The sequence below is a fragment of the Mucilaginibacter rubeus genome (assembly GCF_003286415.2).
GTDB lineage: Bacteria > Bacteroidota > Bacteroidia > Sphingobacteriales > Sphingobacteriaceae > Mucilaginibacter > Mucilaginibacter rubeus_A.
In genome coordinates this window covers 3,998,535-4,016,180 of sequence record NZ_CP043450.1, presented here as the reverse complement: position 1 = coordinate 4,016,180, position 17,646 = coordinate 3,998,535, and the positions used below count along the sequence as shown (strand labels likewise).

General features: G+C 42.2%; 16 protein-coding genes. 1 reads left to right on the top strand and 15 read right to left on the bottom strand.

Annotated elements, in window-relative coordinates:
- Nucleotides 1–16: 16 nt before the first annotated feature.
- From DEO27_RS15730 to DEO27_RS15665, 14 genes are all read right to left on the bottom strand, one after another.
- Nucleotides 17–937, bottom strand: a complete 921-nt coding sequence (locus DEO27_RS15730) for a hypothetical protein (protein ID WP_112573953.1) — start codon at nucleotides 935–937, stop codon at nucleotides 17–19.
- Nucleotides 930–1,955: a glycosyltransferase gene (locus DEO27_RS15725; protein WP_112573952.1), complete on the bottom strand. Its 1,026-nt coding sequence runs from the start codon at nucleotides 1,953–1,955 to the stop codon at nucleotides 930–932. The genes DEO27_RS15730 and DEO27_RS15725 overlap by 8 nt, the downstream gene beginning before the upstream one ends.
- A complete protein-coding gene (locus tag DEO27_RS15720; protein ID WP_112573951.1) occupies nucleotides 1,952–3,073 on the bottom strand; it encodes a glycosyltransferase family 4 protein in 1,122 nt (373 codons plus the stop codon). Before DEO27_RS15720 ends, DEO27_RS15725 begins: the two co-directional genes overlap by 4 nt.
- Nucleotides 3,074–3,082: 9 nt before the next feature.
- Complete coding sequence (locus DEO27_RS15715; protein WP_112573950.1) at nucleotides 3,083–3,997, bottom strand: glycosyltransferase family 2 protein; 915 nt, start codon at nucleotides 3,995–3,997, stop codon at nucleotides 3,083–3,085.
- Nucleotides 3,990–4,877, bottom strand: coding sequence for an alpha-1,2-fucosyltransferase (locus DEO27_RS15710; RefSeq protein WP_112573949.1), 888 nt, complete (start codon nucleotides 4,875–4,877; stop codon nucleotides 3,990–3,992). The genes DEO27_RS15715 and DEO27_RS15710 overlap by 8 nt, the downstream gene beginning before the upstream one ends.
- Nucleotides 4,878–4,890: 13 nt before the next feature.
- Nucleotides 4,891–5,892 (bottom strand): glycosyltransferase family 2 protein, encoded by a 1,002-nt coding sequence (locus DEO27_RS15705; RefSeq protein WP_112573948.1) that lies wholly within the window; start codon nucleotides 5,890–5,892, stop codon nucleotides 4,891–4,893.
- A complete protein-coding gene (locus DEO27_RS15700) occupies nucleotides 5,889–6,725 on the bottom strand; it encodes a class I SAM-dependent methyltransferase (RefSeq protein ID WP_112573947.1) in 837 nt (278 codons plus the stop codon). The genes DEO27_RS15705 and DEO27_RS15700 overlap by 4 nt, the downstream gene beginning before the upstream one ends.
- Before the next feature lie 2 nt (nucleotides 6,726–6,727).
- Nucleotides 6,728–7,975, bottom strand: coding sequence for an ABC transporter ATP-binding protein (locus DEO27_RS15695; RefSeq protein WP_112573946.1), 1,248 nt, complete (start codon nucleotides 7,973–7,975; stop codon nucleotides 6,728–6,730).
- Between the two features lie 3 nt (nucleotides 7,976–7,978).
- Nucleotides 7,979–8,842 (bottom strand): ABC transporter permease, encoded by an 864-nt coding sequence (locus tag DEO27_RS15690; RefSeq protein ID WP_112573945.1) that lies wholly within the window; start codon nucleotides 8,840–8,842, stop codon nucleotides 7,979–7,981.
- Entirely contained in the window at nucleotides 8,839–9,957 is a 1,119-nt protein-coding gene (locus DEO27_RS15685; RefSeq protein WP_112573944.1) for a glycosyltransferase family 4 protein, read from the bottom strand. The genes DEO27_RS15690 and DEO27_RS15685 overlap by 4 nt, the downstream gene beginning before the upstream one ends.
- Entirely contained in the window at nucleotides 9,950–11,704 is a 1,755-nt protein-coding gene (gene asnB, locus DEO27_RS15680; protein WP_262714182.1) for an asparagine synthase (glutamine-hydrolyzing), read from the bottom strand. Before asnB ends, DEO27_RS15685 begins: the two co-directional genes overlap by 8 nt.
- Before the next feature lie 188 nt (nucleotides 11,705–11,892).
- Nucleotides 11,893–12,411, bottom strand: coding sequence for a UpxY family transcription antiterminator (locus DEO27_RS15675; protein WP_112573942.1), 519 nt, complete (start codon nucleotides 12,409–12,411; stop codon nucleotides 11,893–11,895).
- A gap of 12 nt (nucleotides 12,412–12,423) precedes the next feature.
- On the bottom strand, nucleotides 12,424–14,844 hold the full coding sequence (locus DEO27_RS15670; RefSeq protein WP_112573941.1) for a GumC family protein: 2,421 nt from the start codon (nucleotides 14,842–14,844) through the stop codon (nucleotides 12,424–12,426).
- The gene (locus DEO27_RS15665) at nucleotides 14,844–15,596 is read right to left on the bottom strand and encodes a polysaccharide biosynthesis/export family protein (protein WP_190295106.1); all 753 of its coding nucleotides are present in this window, start codon (nucleotides 15,594–15,596) and stop codon (nucleotides 14,844–14,846) included. Before DEO27_RS15665 ends, DEO27_RS15670 begins: the two co-directional genes overlap by 1 nt.
- A gap of 131 nt (nucleotides 15,597–15,727) precedes the next feature.
- On the opposite strand from DEO27_RS15665, the gene DEO27_RS15660 reads away from it, so the two are divergent.
- Nucleotides 15,728–16,477 (top strand): glycosyltransferase family 2 protein, encoded by a 750-nt coding sequence (locus tag DEO27_RS15660; RefSeq protein ID WP_112573939.1) that lies wholly within the window; start codon nucleotides 15,728–15,730, stop codon nucleotides 16,475–16,477.
- Here the strand turns inward: DEO27_RS15660 and DEO27_RS15655 are convergent, their stop codons facing one another.
- Nucleotides 16,478–17,101 (bottom strand): class I SAM-dependent methyltransferase, encoded by a 624-nt coding sequence (locus DEO27_RS15655; RefSeq protein ID WP_112573938.1) that lies wholly within the window; start codon nucleotides 17,099–17,101, stop codon nucleotides 16,478–16,480. It lies immediately after the preceding gene.
- Nucleotides 17,102–17,646: the final 545 nt, after the last annotated feature.

Below are 17,646 nucleotides of genomic sequence, written 5' to 3'. Positions count from 1 at the left end.
TTCTTTATCAGTTTTTTCATCGTTTGTTACGCCACAGGTTAATTAGCCGCCTGATCAATGAACGCCCGCGTTTAGTAGGCGGATTTAAAGCTAAATATAAATTTTCCAGATAAGCCTCATCCAACGGAAGTTCTTCAGGGTGTTTTAGGGGGAATGACATGGAAAACGCAGGCAATACAGCTATCGGGTTATCTACCGAATTCATATGCGTACCGCTCTCAAATCCGATGTTTTTTACAAGGTTAACCGAAGGGTTAATAGCTATTCCATCATTGATAAGGATGCTGTAAAACCACTGAATATCCCAGGTATCCAATGTGTTATTGTGTGCGCTCTCAAACATAGTGTAGTAGGTATTAAACCATTCCTGGCTTCCTATCGCCTGCCTGATCTGCGTTTGAGTTGCTTTCTCAGGCCAGGCTTTCATGCCGATGTCGTAGCGTTTCCAGGCCCTTTTCCATGTAGCCCATCCCCAGATCCCACCATGAGCCCTGAAATAAGACGGAGAGTGCTCATCGCCCGATTTACCTAATAAATTAGAACCGGAGATGGACATAACCTGCCCGTTGTTCCGGAACCGTTCCAGCAATTCCGAACAAAATGAAAAAAAGGTATTATCCGGTAAGCAGTCATCTTCAAGGATAATGCCTTCCTCCACATGGTCAAAAAACCAATTTATCGCGTCGCTTACAGCATTCTTACAACCTAAATTTTGCGGCCTGAATAGTGTTTTGAGCTCACATTTCCAATCTATTTTGGTGACTATATTTCTTGTTAAGGCGCATAATGCCTCATCTGTTAGTACGTCTGGCCTCGGACCATCCGCTGCTATAAACAGGTATTCAGGTTGATGCACCCTGATGCTGTCAAATAGGCGCTGGGTATTTTCCGGACGATTGAAAATCAGAAACAATACAGGAACAGCTGTATTACGCATTTGCCCCTTGCTTGACCGAGTTCAGAACCTGCTGAATATGTTGCTGGTGATTGATCACCTGCTTCCGGTTTTTTATAATGGAGGATACCATGCCATAGTGTCTCAATACGGTGCACCTTTGTTCAAGTGTGGGTCGTTTTCCTTTTTTCAGCACTTGCATCATTACTGCTTGCAGGCTCCTTAATAAGGATAAGCTATGACTTTTTAATAGCCTGGTACTTAAATCGTTCAAAGACACAGGTTCTTTGTTAATCAAAGCGATATAACCGTACAGGAAGTAATAGGAGTAACTAAGCCAGAATGCCATATCAATAATGGTTTTAATGCTCTGCCTTTTTACCGGAATTAAATGTTTGAATGTTAACCGGTTATTGGCTGCAATCTGATAACCGCGTAAATAAAACATAAAACAAATTTCGGCGTCTTCACCCGAAAGGAAATTGGTACCTGTTCGCCCGGTGGTAATTAGCGACCAACCATGTTTTGCCAATTCCATAAAAATGCTTTTCCTGATCGTCATCCCGGCGCTGTAAAGCCAATGATCTGTTGCTGCCCAATGTTGCGGGCCATTGGCGTTCAGCCGGCTGAGTAAGGTTTCATCTATAGCTATCGGCTCTTCAGCCACAATTTCGCCGCAGCCCCCTAACGCCCCAATTTCGGGGTTGGCATCCATGATTTCAAATGCGGTAGCCACATAGGAGGGGTTTAGCCAGTTGTCATCATCGCAAAATAACAGGTACTCATAACGCGCGCAATTGATCCCTTTTATCCGGGCGTTTAATACCCCGGGTGTCGGCTCATCCACTATATTAAATTCAATACCTGTAGAGGAATATTTTTGCCACTCATTTATGGCAACCTGTACCGTATTATCAGAAGATGCGTTATTAACGATCCATATTTCCCAGGGTAAATGAGCCGGTACCTCTTGTTGTGCCAGATGCCTGATAGTTTCAGGTAAGCGTAATGCGCAGTTGTAGCAACATATCACCACCGAGATTCCCCTGGGATTATTCAACTGTAAATGGAATTAAGCTGTGTTTTAAATTGCTCAAAGCTGAAGTTTTCTTTAAACCTTGTGAAGGCGTTTTCGCCTAAGGAATGACGTAAGTGTTCGTTGTCCACCAATTTAAGGATCGCTTCAGCATGTTGGGAGATAGCGGCCGGCTCAACAAGGTAGCCGTTATAATCCTCCCGGACAGATTCAGGAAGACCGCCCACATTTGATACCACACATGGTAATGATTGAGACATGGCCTCCACCACAGCAATGCCATGGGTTTCATAAAAACTGGGTTGGTAATAGATATGTGCCGTTTTCAAATAATCATCGGTATTGGTTACGGCTCCTTTAAAAAAGATCTGCTTTTGGTTGGATATTTCCGATTGGTACTGATTTAATAAAGGGCCATTCCCGAGCCAGATAAAAATAACCTTTGGACGTGCGCCGGTAACAACCTTAGCTACTTTTAACCAGGTTTCCGGATTTTTGTACCCTATGACATGGCCCATTGTAATCACACATACGGGATGTGCGTTGTACCGCTCTGTATTGAGTTGTACGCCATCTACGGGTTCTGTAACGCAATTATAAACAACGTTTACGCATGTCTGCTTCTTTTCGGTTATTTCCCAGTTTTTGCTGATCAATGATTTATTGGACTGGGAAACGGTAATGATTTTTTTTCTTTTACCAAGTTTTCGGTTGCAGGTATATGAGGTGAAAGATGTATATCTTTTGTTTGGTGTGGTGTGCAGTATATAATATACCTTGCAGAATGGGGCCCAAAAAAAGTATAAATGTTTCTCCGGTTCCACCGCGCACACGGTAATATCAGCTAAACCGTGTCTAAAGCTCAGTAATTGAATATAAAATACTGATTTCAAAAGTCGAAACGCTTCTTTGAGGTTGGTGGTCCAACGGTATTGTAAATGGGCATAACCGCAAAGATTTGTTTTGATCTTGTAACGCACAAGGCCGCTCTCATCTACTTTTTCCAGAAATTTTACTTGGCCTTCATCCTCTAAAATCAACAGCACGTTCTGCGGGCCAAAAAAACTAATAAGTGCTTTCAGGTGAGTGTTGCTTCCGCTGAATTCAAATAACTTGGTGACGATGATGTGTTTTACTGGCACAGCACGGTATTAGTAACTCCTGATAACTATTTTTCTTAGCTGATCAACCGGCATCAACCGGCTTAGTGTATAAAATAGAAAGGTTAAAGGCAGGTTAAAAACGCCTTTTATCAGTGCCCTGAAATTTTTGGCAGTACGTTGATGGCCGTAATAAAGCCAGTGTTTCAGCTTTTCTCTGATGATCGTTTGCACATCCTGCCAGTAGTCCGGGTTTTCTTTGCCAAAAGTTTTGATGATTTCAATAAGCTCAAGAGTTGCATGCCTGTCCCTCGCTGTTATTGACTCACTATGCACCCTGTAAAGGGATAGTTGAAGCGGAAGTGCTTTAAACACAGCACCATTTTTCAACAGCCGCAGCCACATTTCGTAATCTTCGGCAACCACTTTATCAATAAAGCCGCCGGTGTTCAGAAATAGCTCTTTTTTTGCCAGCACCGTTAGGTTAGGAATTTGGTTGTAATTTAAAAACGTTAGTAAGGCCGGGCGCCCTTCGTATACTGCAGACTGAACGCCCATTGTTTTTAAAGTAGAGAAATCCTCGGGCAACTCCCCTTCAAAAATGTAACAATCTGTGAAAACCAAGGAATAATCCCTTGTATTGATTTCATGTATACTAACCTCCAGCTTTTCTTTAAGCCAAAGATCATCTGCATCCAGAAAAGCAAGAAAAACGCCGGAACTATTTGCAATAGCAAGATTTTTGGCTTTACCCTGCCTGCCGTTTTCCTGGAAAAAATACTTAACGCGCTTATCTGCAGATATGTAGCGTTTTATAATCGCCGCTGTCTGGTCTGTCGAACCGTCGTCAACAATTAGCAGTTCCCAATTGGTATAAGTTTGTTGAATTACACTTTCAATGCTTGCCGCAATATATTTTTCGGCATTGTAAGCAGGCATAATTACGGAAACAAGCTGATCATTCATTGCTTATGATGTGCCAGTTTGACGGAATAAAATTATGAATATTGAACTTCACATTGTTGGCGTTAAACCAATTGGCCGGTGCAAAAACTTCGCCGTTGCTTTTTGATAGCCATGCGCCCCACCAGCTGAAACTGCTGTTTGCGATGATATGATGTTTACAATAACTCATCAAAGCCATATCCTTCCAGCTGTTTTCGGAATGATTACCGGTTATATAATTGGTTTGGCAGTTTAAGTTTAAATTTTCCTTTGCCCAGTCCATATCGTCAGAAAATACAAACAGGGTTAGATCATTGTATTTCGCCTTTAAAAGGCTCAACGACTGTTGGTAATATTGTACTTCAAGTACACCATGAACCTTATATATCTCTGGCGATTTTAAATAATCACCTCTGCGCACATGGATGCTCACCGGGTTGGCTGAAGCTTCAATCTTTTTCCTGATGTTGTCATTGTCGGTATCGAGTGCCGGAAACTCAAAATCTGCTAACAATTGATTGCGCAGGTGTTTGAAATATTTCTCCGACTGAAAATAGCCGTCAAGGTATATATTGACGGGCTTGCCATAAGTTTTTTCAAAGTCAATATATTCGTTTTCTATCTGCCGGCTTATTACAGTTTTAAAAAAAAGCCTGTACAACCGGTAATAAAAGCTATTGTTATTAAAGATTTTTAATTGTTTAGCTGTGGCTTTAACAGCCTTTATATTTCTAAAGAGCTGCAATTCATACTTCCTCGCCGTAAAGAGTGGTGAGTCTGTTTGATTTTCTTCCAGGAACCGATGGTTAATATACACCGGGGAACCCTGTGAAAGGCCTCTGCCCGCGGCGTATTGAAACATCTGATTTCCGAGCCCTCCCTGTAATTTAACAACGATCATAAATTGATGCCAATCATGACCGTTTGAACATTTTATCTCTCAGCTTCACCAATACCCGCTTCGCGGTGTGGACATTAGGTAATGATAATCCATTGATTTCCATCATTTGTCGGATGGACTCGCGATAAGATAATTGCAATTTATCATGATAAAAGCTAAGCAGGGTAGGAGCCTGTTTATAATTGAACCCGTTATAATGATACAGCATCACCATTTTAAGGTTAAACCGTAAGGCCTCAACAATCATTTGGTAAGTAATATCCAGGGCTGTAGTTTTCAGGTATTCGAAATGGATAAGAGCCCAACTGATGAAATCCAGATGGCCGCCAATCATATCGTTTTTGTTCCTGGCGGCGTTAGACGAGATATTTAAACCGCTATAACGCCAGTATACTTTGGCGTTTGGGATCACAAACATTCCTTTTTTCCTGGAAAATAATATAGACAGCGCCCAATCAGCACCTTGAGCATAACGGGTAAACACAAAACCACCGCATTCCTCGTAAATTCTCCTTGAAAAGATATGATCCGGCATGGAGTTTCCGCGTCTGCCATGTAAAAGGTTGTAAGCCATCTGTGCCGAACTCTCCGTTTGCGGGCCAGTTATGCCTTGGTTCGTAATTTCGCCATGCTGATTGATCACCACGGTGTTAAACCTGAAAATATCAAAATCATTTGTTGCAACGTCGACGGTACTATAAAACTCTTCGACGCAATTGCTATCCATCAGGTCATCATCTGAAAATAGACAGATCCATTTTTCAGTTTTACTCAAGGCAAGGCATCTTTCCCATTGTAAAACCAGGTCTTTAGCTCCGATATTGTTTTCAAAACGGGTATATATGATGTTTAGATCTTCCCGATACCGTTCTACTATGGTACTCAAGTCTTCCGGGCTGCAATCATCTCCGATATAGACTGTGAAATTTTTGTTGCTCTGAGCGGCAAGTGATGCCAGCGTTTGATCAAAGTATATCTTTTTATAAGCAGGTATGATGATAGCTAAATCGCTCATTTTACCCGGGCTACAATAATTTGATAACCTAATCTTGATTTACCAAGTTCCTCAGTATTGTATTGACCGGTATATTCTTCAATCTTTGAAAAATCGTTATCAGGCTTGATGACCGGATCCGGTGTATCTGCTTTAGGGGGCGGGGGGAGTAGTTTATTTTTAATTTTATTCATTACCCGCTTCGTTAAACCAATCCGTACCACAGGCTGCGGAAGAGGGATCTCAGGGTAAAGCTGCACATACACCTTTTCTACATCGAAAAATTCATCAATTACTCGGTGAAATTCCCTAAAGCCCCATTCCTGTACATGATATGGATTTGCCGGAGTATTATCTATCGGGATAGATGCAATTGGCGTAGAAACCAAAAACAGTCCTTTTGGTGCCAGTGCAGTTTTTATACTGGTCAAAAATTTCCTATAGTCGGGTAAATGTTCAATCGTTTCAAAACTTACGGCGATGTCAAAGGCGTTCTCAATGCCTAACTGTTGGGCGTCGTTAACCTGAAAGGTAATATTTTCCCGGCCATTGCGCCATTGCGCATACCTGATAGCATCCGGCTGAATGTCGGCCCCGTATACGCTGTTGGCTGCACCTTGAAGAGCTATCAGGTTACTACCCTTACCCACGCCGCATGCAATATCAATTACCCGTTTACCGGCTGTATAATTACAGGCAAGCTTATATCTTTCAATATGTGAATACTCAGTTTTCTCATATAAAAATCCGGGCACCCAGCGTTCTGACGACTGCCTGAGCAGTTGATTGGCCAGCGTGTTCAATTCAAAATTTAAGCAGAAAACTTCTTCGGTTAAACGTTCGGTTTCAGTCATCTTTACATCCAGATTTGTTCGGTGAATATGCTGCCCTGGCTCGAATCCGGTAATAAGTGTGTCTGTTTTACGGAGTGGAATATCTCAAATTGCAAACCATTGTCGTAATAGTCGAGGGTTTCCTGATCATTGCCAATATAGATTGCGATTTTGTAAGTTCCGGGCTTTAAATTGAGGTGATTTATTTTGCAACTTATGTGATTGGTACCCTGCTGTAACGTGTATTTTTTATCAAAAAATTTACTAAAGAGCGTGGTTATCCTTACATCGTTCACATCGTTTATGCCTATCCCGACAGAAACGTTTTCAAGTTGCTTGGTTGAGTCTATTTCCAGCTGTACGGTTTTTTTACCCTCCATTTGAATATGCTCGGTGCCATCTTCATCTGTAACCTTAAAGCCGGATAGCCAGGCTTTTTTACCGTCATTCAGAATCTTGACGGCTTTTGAATATCCTCCGTCCCTGTCGTCCGAATAGATTTTCATGACCTCTTCAATGCTGCCGTTACCGGTAATCTGGCCGTTTTTTAAATAAATTCCCTGATTACAAAGAGATATTATGGCCCCCATATTATGGCTTACAAACAATACAGTCCGGCCTTCGCCTTTGCTGATATCGCCCATTTTTCCAAGACATTTTTTTTGGAATTCGGCGTCGCCAACAGCTAAAACCTCGTCAACGATAAGAATTTCTGACTCCAGATGCGCAGCCACGGCAAAGGCAAGCCGTACGTACATCCCTGATGAGTAACGCTTTACCGGTGTGTCGATGTAGCGTTCCACCCCCGAGAAATCTACGATTTCATCAAACTTTCGTTTTATTTCGGCCTTGCGCATTCCAAGTATGGCGCCGTTCAGGTAAATGTTTTCCTTGCCGCTTAGTTCCGGATGAAATCCGGTTCCAACTTCCAGTAAGCTGGCAATGCGGCCTTTCACCTTAACGGAACCTGTGGTTGGCGCGGTAACACGGCTTAAGATCTTAAGCAATGTGCTTTTGCCCGCACCATTTTTACCGATTATGCCAACCGCATCCCCCTGGTTGATGTCAAAATCAATGTCCTTAAGGCTCCATATAACATCACTTTCTCCTTTTTTAGCGCGATCGTTGATTTCCCCGATCTTTAAAAACGGATCTTCCTTGCCGCGGAGCTTTGCCCAATAGCGTTCGAGATCGCGCGAAATGGTTCCCGTTCCAATCTCTCCTAATTGGTAGGCTTTGGAGAGTTTTTCTGCTTTAATAACAACAGGCATATATCAGACAGTATCAATGAATGTGCGCTCCACGCGATTAAATATTAAGATGCCAACCAGAAGTATAATGAAGGTTACCAATGTAGTAATACCCAATGACAGCATGGTAAACGTTCCCTGGCCAAGAAAGCCATATCTAAAAGCCTCAATAATGGAGGTCATGGGGTTGTACTCGACAATCCACGCATAATGCGGGAATTTTTGCTTCACCGCCGAAAGGGGGTAAATTACTGTTGTGAGGTACATCATGAGTTGGATCCCGAAGGCGACCAGGAAACTCAGGTCGCGATATTTTGTAGTCATGGCAGATATGATCATGCCGAGCCCTAAACCAAGCATGGCCATAAGTATCAGAAGCAACGGGAATATCAGCAGGAAAGCATTAGGATGGATGTTTGAGCCTTTAAAAACATAAATGAACATGATTAAAAGGAACAGAATCATTTGCACGCCAAACCGAAGCAGGTTAGATACCACAATACTTAACGGAACAATCAGCCTTGGAAAGTAAACCTTTCCAAAAAGCCCCGCATTAACTGTAAAAACAGTCGACGTTTTGGTAAGGCAATCGGCAAAATAATTCCAGGCTGTAATGCCGGCAAGGTAAAACAAAGGCTTGGGTAGGTTGTCTGCAGAGATATCAGCAAGGCTCCCAAATACAAAGGTGTAAATAATTGTGGTGAACAGCGGCTGAACAAAAAACCACAAAGGGCCGAGGATGGTTTGTTTGTAAAAGGAAACAAAGTCTCTTCTCACCAGTAAAACCAACAAGTCCCGGTAGTGCCACATATCGTTTAGCTTCAAATCAAAGGGACTGCTTTGTGGGCTTAATTCAATATCCCATTTTTCATCTGTTAATTTACTCATTCGTTCAGCAGCGTTTTTATTTTTAGCCTGTAATCGAGTTCATTGAAATGCATGAGGCACTGTTCCTGCAATTCTTTTCTTTTAGCTATCGTTAAGGGATTTTCTAAGTGTTTTTTTATGCATCTGACCAGTTCGTCCGGATCGTCAACGCTGATAGCGCTACCCAGCTCGCCATTCCTGATTGCATCGAGGCTGCCATCGGCATTGCCGCAAATAACAGGTAAACCGCAGGCCATGGCTTCTATGAAAACTATGCCGAAGCCTTCTTTTCTGCTGGGTAGTACAAAAAGATCGGCCATTAAGAAATGATCGGCCAGTTCATTTTCCTCAATAAAGCCAGTGAGTATTACCTGGTCTGTTACCCCCAGCCTCGCGATCAGTTCATTGATCCTTAACTGTTCCTGTTCGTCATACTTTCCCGAAAGCACATATCTTATATTCGGGAATTGATGCTTTAAGTTGCTTATGGCTTGTATAACAAGCTCGTATCCTTTATATTTTTCTGTAGATGCCAGGCGTGTAAGCGTAAATATAATGGGCGAGCTGTTATTCAGTTGATAACGAGACTCCAGATACAGCGGCTTATCACTAAGAGGCGGCTGTTTCATAAAAGGATCAACCGCATTGTTGAGCACACTGCAAACATCCCGTTTTACCTTGTGTCTTTCCATCATTTGATGCATGGTAAAATTGCTTACGCAAATTACCTTGTCGCATTTACTTAGCAGGTGTTTTTTTACGGGTGAAAGTTTGCGCCATACTTCTATGCCATGTGCAATCAACCATACTTTGCAGTTGGGGCGGGCCCATTTAATCAACAAGCCTATAATGGAGAGGTTGATGTGGCTAAGTATGATGATATCAGGTTTTACATATCGGCTTATCGCTTTTAAAACAAAATTAATACGATTTGTACCAAAACCCTTGAAATTGCTTTGCGGAAGATATTGCTCCATCAGGTCTTCCTGTTTATCATAGGCCGACCAGAGTTCAAAATTCCATTTATTGCTCAGGGCAAGTTTGTGTAAGGAGTAACCAAGCGTGCGGGTCATTTTCTGGATACCGCCGGTGGTACTGAAGGTTTGCAGGGTGAAAAGGATCACTTTTTTAGACATGGGGTTGTATCTGGTAAAGTGCAAAGGCTTTTGACCAGTGGATCTGGCCGTTTTTAAATTTCTGAATATTGTATCGCGCTAACTTCCCCTTATAGTGTTCGGGGTTGTTAATACGCGTGTTCTCGCGCATCCATATTTGTAGCGGGAATGAAAAACCCATCTTGGGCCGGTTCCAAACCGAAGCAGGTAATATGTCGAAGCTATCAATAAGCAGCTTTTTGGGTTGCTGACGATTAAAGCGAATATCGGATGCGATGCTTTGCGCAGCAGCAGTAAAATCTTCATCCAAAAATGGTACCCTTACCTCCAGGCCATGGCTCATGCTCATTACATCGGTATCCCGAAGCAGTTGATTTTGCATGTAAAGATTTGTTTCAAACCATGAAGCCTGTTCAGGGCTGTACCGGCTTGACTCTGACCCCTTATTGCTGTCAAAAAGTACAGCTCTAACTTGCGTAGTATCAGTATCAAGTATCCTGCTGATATCGCCGGGGGAGAACAAGCCACGAAGTAAAAGGTAGTCGGCAGTCGGACTTTGATCAACCAGGAAAGTAAGTTTTTTATAGGCATCGGGTAACAGCCCATGTACAGAAGAGAATAGAAATGGCGGAATATTGCGCAAATAAGCCAGGTATCTGATGCGGTTAAAAGACGGATAACCTCCAAAATACTCATCTGCTCCAATACCTGATAATACGGCCTTTAAACCGTTGTCATGAGCGTATTTGCTAATAAACCAGCTATTAATACCATCTGTGGTTGGCATATCCATAGCTTCCATGATATGCCCGAAGTGGTTTTCAAAATCATCTTGCTTAACCAGGTGCGAAAAATTCTCTCCCGTGGTTGTGTTTAAGATAACCTTTTGATAAGCCTGTTCGTCGTACTGTTTTTCGTCAAAAAAAATGGATATGGTTTTCAGTTGCCGTCCTTTTTCTTGGTCGGCCAGCAATGTCAGTAGGCTTGAGTCGATGCCTCCGCTTAAAAAAACTCCCAGCGGCGCATCTGCAATCATTTGCCGTTTTACAGCTTTTGTCAAAGCCTGCTTAATAATCTCCTGCGCCTCGTTGATATCGTTTATCCTGGTCTTATTTTCCTGTTGCTGATATGGACAAATTTTGTAGGTGCAAAGAGAATGATCCCAGCACAAATAATGTCCTTTGGGTAAGCTGTATATCTGCTGCAGTGTGGTATAAGGTTCAGGGATATGACCGAAGGCTAAAAACCTGATGGGCCAGTTTGGGTCTTGCTGAGTGGCGATACCGGCTGCGGTAAATGCACTGATTTCTGAGGCGAAGCTTAGGCCGTTGTCCTGCGCGGTATAGTAAACCGGTTTAATACCGGCGGTGTCGCGTACAACATAAGTAAGCCGTCGGGCGGTATCAAACAGCGCAAACGCGAACATTCCCCTGAATTTCCCGAAAGCTTTGACGCCCCATTGCAAGTAAGCCTGCAATATCACTTCGGTATCTGTAGCCGAGTTAAATGTGATGCCAAGTCCGGTGAGCTCACCTCGCAACTCCAGGTAATTATAGATCTCGCCGTTGAACGTTATTAAGGCCCTGCCATGCGTATCCGCCATTGGCTGATGGCCGCCACTGCTCAGATCGATGATCGAGAGCCTGCGGTGCCCGAATACCAGGTGACCGTTCTGGTCATAATGTACCCCCTCGTCGTCCGGTCCTCCATGCTCAAGTGTACGGCACATGACTTTTACCTTTTCAAGTAGAACCTCGGGCTGTACCATGTTATTAATTATACCCGCTATCCGGCACATTTTGTTTGCTGTTTGTACATGGCTTCGCCGCGTAAGTCACAATGTTTTATTGTAACTTATTAATAGTCATTTGTTTGCGCATCAATGAATGTAATGCGTATGGTTGATCCCCGGTAACAAAAATAACCGGATTTTTAGTTAAAAATAATTCCTTAAGATTAAATGCGTTGAATGTAGGAAGCCAGGGTATGAACAATGATAGACTGTCCTATGCTTTCTAACCGCAGGATAAACTGTTTTTGCGATTTGTGCGATATAATTTCTCCTGTCATTCCTTTTAGTGCACCTGCTTTCACCTTGATTTTTTCGCCGGGCTGTAAATTATCTTCAGTTACTTCCAATTCATATGGGCCCGCCATTAATAACTTTAATTCGGTTATCTGACTGGTAGGCATCGTCGCGGGTTTGCCGCTGAAATACAGGAAACGGGAAATTCCTTTTGTCATTAGCACATCGCCTTGTTCATGTGGGGCAATGTTAACAAACAGGTATGATTTAATAAGTGGTTCTTCCACCCATTTCTTTCGGTCGCTCCACTGTTTCAACTGCCGGTGTAAGGGCAGGTATACCTCGATCTTTTTACCCGCAAGGGCCTCGCATGCTTTTTTTTCGGCGCGTGGGTGCGTGTAAACAGGATACCATCTTTTATTTGTTCCATCTGCTTTCAAATCCATCATTATTCAGCAAATTTATTTGAACCATCGTCTCACATCCCACCATTTAGTTTTTTTATCATCCAGATAGTATCCGGATCCTTCATAGCCGTCGTAGGTTGAATAGTAATAGTACCTTGAACCCGCGTTTTCACCTGTAAATTTGGTTGTATAATAACGGGCATGAAGCAGGTCTTCTTCAAAAGCGTTGAGCACAATAACCGTGTTGTCAAGGTGGTATTCATTTGCTAAACGTTGCGGAATGGTGGCTGCATAAAATTTGGATCTGCCTGAGCGGATCACAAAAATGTTGATGTCACTTAACCTAATCAAAGGGACGGCATCAGACACAAGGCCTATTGGCGCCGTATCAATCATGATCACGTCATACCTTTGTTTTAACTCGTTAATCAAGGCTTTCATTCGTTCGCTGTGCAACAACTCGGAAGGATTGGGAGGAACAGGGCCTGAAACAATGATATCAAAATTTGCCTGTTCCGAATGAACAATAATATCGTCGATATTATTTTGGTGGGCAAGGTAATTACTTAAGCCAATATCGTTTGATAAATGGAAGGTTTTGTGGAGTCTTGAACGTCTTAAGTCCGCACCCACAAGAACTACTTTTTTATCGATAAGTGAAAGTGTACTTGACAAATTTACAGCCACAAATGACTTGCCTTCGCCGGCAACTTCTGAAGTAACGCAGATGATTTTGCTTGCTTTTTCTGAGGCCAGAAAACTTAAATTGGTTCGTACCGAGCGCACGGATTCGGCAAATATGGAGCGGGGTTTACTCAGCGCCAGAATTTCGCGGCTGTTTTCATCTACAATGTCCGGATATTTTCTGATAATACCGAGAATAGGGATGGAGGTAAGGCTTTCGATAGTTTCCTTATCATAAATATAAGGATTAAGAATCCGGATCAGGACAATAAGACCGAGACCTATCGCCAAGCCAAAAATGATTGCGGTGCGGTGTATATCGTGCTCATTAGGTGAAACCGGGCTAAAATTGGGCTGGGCATTTTCAATCACTGTAGCACCAGGCAAAATTCCCGCACGGCTGATCTGGGCTTCCAGTTTCTTTTCAGATAAAAAAGAATATACCTTGTCATTAATATCAAAATCACGTTGCAGGCTAACCATATCTCGTTGAGCAGCAGGTAATGCCTGGATGGTTTGGTTGATTTGTGCCAGCTGCGAATCTAAGTAAGCAATGTTTTTTTCAATATTGGTACGGATACCTTTAATGTTATTTAACAGATTAAGCTTGGTTTGCAGAATTTGCTGGTTAATGTCAAGGATCGGCTGAGAATTTGGTGTAAACGTCTTCAACACAGTTGCCTTTTCAGCGAGTATTGCGTCCAGCTTACCAATTAGGGCTTCTATTGCCGGGAAAGCAGCCCCGCCCGTACTGAAATTCAGGGTAACGTTTTCTTTGTTATTCGTGATCTGATCTTTTAATTGATCTAACGCGATGATCTGGATTTTTAATAACGAACGGTTGGTCTCGATTTCGGCAGCTTTCGCACCAGCAGAGGTTGACGTTGTACTTACATCGAGTATTTTAGTTTTGTTTTTGTATTTTTCTATAGAGCTTTCTGAGCCTTTTACCTCGTTTAGCAGGAAAGATAGTTGTGTATCAATAAAGTCTATCATCTGAGAGGCAGATTGCGCTTTCTGATTCCTGTCAAAAATGACATACTCCTTCATGATATTGTTAAGAATATCAGCAGCGAAAACAGGATTTGAGTCTGTTTCCTGTAAGGAAATGATATTGGTATTTCTACCTGTTTCACCAGCCCTGAAACCACTCTGAACACGGCCGATATAGTCTTCCGGGATATTAAACTTAAACAGGAGGATGGTATTATTCCCCATCTCGCCCGGAGATTTAATATTGAAACTGGTATTACCTATGGTTACAGGGCTATTGTATGCGTAATTATTGGCGATCTCTTTTTCTCCGGCCTTATAGCTTAACGAAAATTTATGTTTGTCGATGGGTTTGTAGGTGATCAGATCATGGAAGAAATTCAGGCTGTCAAATTTAATGAACTGAATGTTCAACGGCTTGGAAGGATATGTTTCGCTTGTGCGTACCCGGCCCGAGATGAAAAAGCTCACCCTATAGTCAATATCTTTGATGGCGCTCAGCATCACGCTCCGGCTTTGTAATACAGATATTATACTTTGAATTTTTGACGGCCCGCGGTCGGGTACAGCCATTACAGTTATCAGATCAGATACTTCCGATTTTTTTTCTTCAACCCGTAAAGTACCTGATGTGGCAAACGTTTTAGGCGTATACCAAAGGTAGGAGTAAGATATAATTAGGGCAACGCCGACTGAAGCCGCAATCCAATACCATCGGCTCAGCAATATTTTCGCTATTTTAAAATAGTCTAACTCCTGCGTAGGAAGCTTTCTCTGTACTTTTTCTGTTTCTTCCATTAGCGGCGTGAGAGCGATAAAATTACCAGGGCGGTGTTAAGCAAAAGCAATATCGGTTGCGTTAGCGTTGATAGATTTTGCAGTTTGTCACTACGAATAGCCCGTTTGTTTTGAGACGCATAAATAATATCCCCATTTTGCAAAATAGCCCGGGGATCATTGATCGATTGAATGTCTCGCAGGTTAATATAAGTTACCTGCGGATTTAATTGATCGCCGCGGATAATTTTGATGTTAGTTTCATTAGCCCTGTCAGATAGTCCACCCGCCTCGCCAATCATCTCAACAAGCGTGGTCCTGTCTTTGAGCAATGGGAAATTCCCTTGTCCTTTGAATTCACCTAATAGCGTCACTTTCAGATTTGTAATTTTTAACTCAATAATGGGGTCTTTCAGGAGCTTTTTACGATAAAGATCCTCAATAAGTTTGGCGGCCTGGCTGCGGGTTAGCCCTGTAACGGCAACATGGCCGATAACAGGTAACGCTACGGTACCATCTTCTTCAACCTGGTAAGTTTGGCCGGCGCCGGCGCCTCCGCTACCATTGGTTTGTGAATTGCCTGAAGGCGATTCGTCAACAACGTATTTGATGTTTTGCAGGTTCCGGATCTGAAGAATATCCTGCGACTTGATACGATAACTGCTGAGGTCCCCTGTACTTTTAGACGATGCTGTATCAGTAACTGGCGTTTTTTGCTCAAAAAGTACCTGGTATTGTTTTCCGGCACATGAGGTTAGAACAAATAAGATCAAAGAGCAGGAATAAATATATATCGATCTACGCATATAGGCGGTATCTATGCTGAATATTTTTATTATTGTGTAATATTTCAAAAATACACATTTTGTGTGTTACCGATGTGTGTTTTTCCAATTTTTAGAATTTGAAGGTTTCATTAATCACTGTTGTTTATAATGCCGGGGGCACATTAGCCCGGTGCATCGACTCGGTTATCAGCCAAAACCACCCCGATATTGAGTACATCATTATCGATGGCGGCTCGACAGACGGCTCTCTTCAGATTATCGATCAATACCGCGATTTTTTAAGTGTTATTATCTCCGAACCAGATAAAGGCATATATGATGCCATGAATAAGGGTATCATGCGCGCAACCGGCGATATTGTTGGTACACTTAATGCCGATGACGCACTGGCTGACAGTGATGTACTTGCTGCCGTGGTCCGTTCATTTGAACTGCAAAATGCAGATGTTGTTTACGGAAACCTAAATGTTATAGGTCCGCAGGGCAATATAAACCGCAGGTGGATATCAAAACAGTGTGTAAGAAATTCCTTCAACTGGGGGTTTATGCCCCCGCATCCCACATTTTACTGCAAGAGGGAATTGTTTGGGAAATACGGTTTTTATAGCCTTGAATTTGGTTCGGCGGCAGATTATGAACTGATGCTTAGATTTATGTATAAGCACGATGTTAAAGGTTATTTTTTAAATAAGGTACTGGTTAGTATGCTTGCGGGCGGCGTTAGCAACAGCAGCCTTAAAAACAGAATTAAAGCCTGGAATTTTGATTTGAAAGCTATGCGCCATAATCATATAAAAATACCTGTGTTGACAGTTGTTTTAAAACCGCTACGCAAGTTGCATCAATTTTTAAAACTTAAGGCATAGTTACTTTAGTTTGGCCTTAATGATCATGCTCATCCAGAAATAAGGTATCCTTCCACATCCCCTGAATGCAGTTACTTCAAAACCGTGCTCATTTAAAATTTGAGTAAGTGTTTTAACCGACCAGAATTTGATATGCCCGCCCTGCCATAGTGGACTGATGTGGTTGTCCCATTTATTAAAAATGCTCAGGGACAGGTTTTTTAAATAGCCATGATAGGGGGTTGAAATGATCAGTTCGCCTTTAGTTGGAGTTAATATATCGCGGCAAAGCGCTACGAAAGCATGAGGATCGTAAAGATGTTCAATTACCTCTGTTGATATGATGGTGTCGAATTTTATGTCTTCGAGTTGTTTAGGTAAGCCGGGAACCGAAAGATCCTGTACGAAAAACCTGCCCGGATTTATCTTGTCTGCTATCTCAATACCCTGTTCAGATGCGTCGGTCCCGTAAGCATTAAATCCGTGTTTGAGCAGGTAGTTTACTAAAAAGCCATTGCCGCAGCCAAGGTCAAGGATAGTGGTATTTTTATCTTGGTTTAATAATGAGGTTAACGGCTTTTCAAGATAGTTGAAAGCGTGGCAGGGATCGTCATTAGGATAACCGTAATCCTGGTATGAGCTCATGTGCTTGTGATCTGTGGGTATAAGTTAGTAGATAGTTTGTATAATATATTATTATTGATATGATCGGCAGTTCACGTATAGGTTCTCGCAATCTCAACCAGTTAATTGTCTGCAATGCAAGTATACCAATACACAGGCTCTTAATTGTCAAATCGTCAAAGTTTTCATCACGCGGCGGCGAAATAAACAATAAGCAGACCAGATTATCTAATATGCCAATTTCTTTCAACACTAATGAAACCTCTAATAGCCTTACAAGAATTTGTTTAGTTTCCTCTTTGACTAAATATTTGCGGGCTTTTCAATATTTAATTCACAGCAGAATATCAGTATTTTAAATATTGGAAAATATATTAGAAGTAGGCATTAGTCAACGTTCCCTGTTTACCCCGTTGTACGCTACATACATCGTGTGCCCCGTAAATAAAATGGAAATTAGGGGCGATGTTTTCAGGAGCTGGAGTAGCATGGGTGTGGAAATAATTCCTTTATCTGAGGATTATGTGCCCATTCGGGATTTTATGAAAAATGCGATAGATTAAAAA

Bases quoted from the DNA above. Each gene is read 5' to 3' on its own strand.
- DEO27_RS15690 (WP_112573945.1), bottom strand. From the start codon at position 8,842: ATGAGTAAATTAACAGATGAAAAATGGGATATTGAATTAAGCCCACAA.
- DEO27_RS15705 (WP_112573948.1), bottom strand. From the start codon at position 5,892: ATGAGCGATTTAGCTATCATCATACCTGCTTATAAAAAGATATACTTT.
- DEO27_RS15685 (WP_112573944.1), bottom strand. From the start codon at position 9,957: ATGTCTAAAAAAGTGATCCTTTTCACCCTGCAAACCTTCAGTACCACC.
- DEO27_RS15655 (WP_112573938.1), bottom strand. From the start codon at position 17,101: ATGAGCTCATACCAGGATTACGGTTATCCTAATGACGATCCCTGCCAC.
- asnB (WP_262714182.1), bottom strand. From the start codon at position 11,704: ATGGTACAGCCCGAGGTTCTACTTGAAAAGGTAAAAGTCATGTGCCGT.
- DEO27_RS15710 (WP_112573949.1), bottom strand. From the start codon at position 4,877: ATGATCGTTGTTAAATTACAGGGAGGGCTCGGAAATCAGATGTTTCAA.
- DEO27_RS15670 (WP_112573941.1), bottom strand. From the start codon at position 14,844: ATGGAAGAAACAGAAAAAGTACAGAGAAAGCTTCCTACGCAGGAGTTA.
- DEO27_RS15700 (WP_112573947.1), bottom strand. From the start codon at position 6,725: ATGACTGAAACCGAACGTTTAACCGAAGAAGTTTTCTGCTTAAATTTT.
- DEO27_RS15695 (WP_112573946.1), bottom strand. From the start codon at position 7,975: ATGCCTGTTGTTATTAAAGCAGAAAAACTCTCCAAAGCCTACCAATTA.
- DEO27_RS15675 (WP_112573942.1), bottom strand. From the start codon at position 12,411: ATGATGGATTTGAAAGCAGATGGAACAAATAAAAGATGGTATCCTGTT.
- DEO27_RS15715 (WP_112573950.1), bottom strand. From the start codon at position 3,997: ATGAATGATCAGCTTGTTTCCGTAATTATGCCTGCTTACAATGCCGAA.
- DEO27_RS15730 (WP_112573953.1), bottom strand. From the start codon at position 937: ATGCGTAATACAGCTGTTCCTGTATTGTTTCTGATTTTCAATCGTCCG.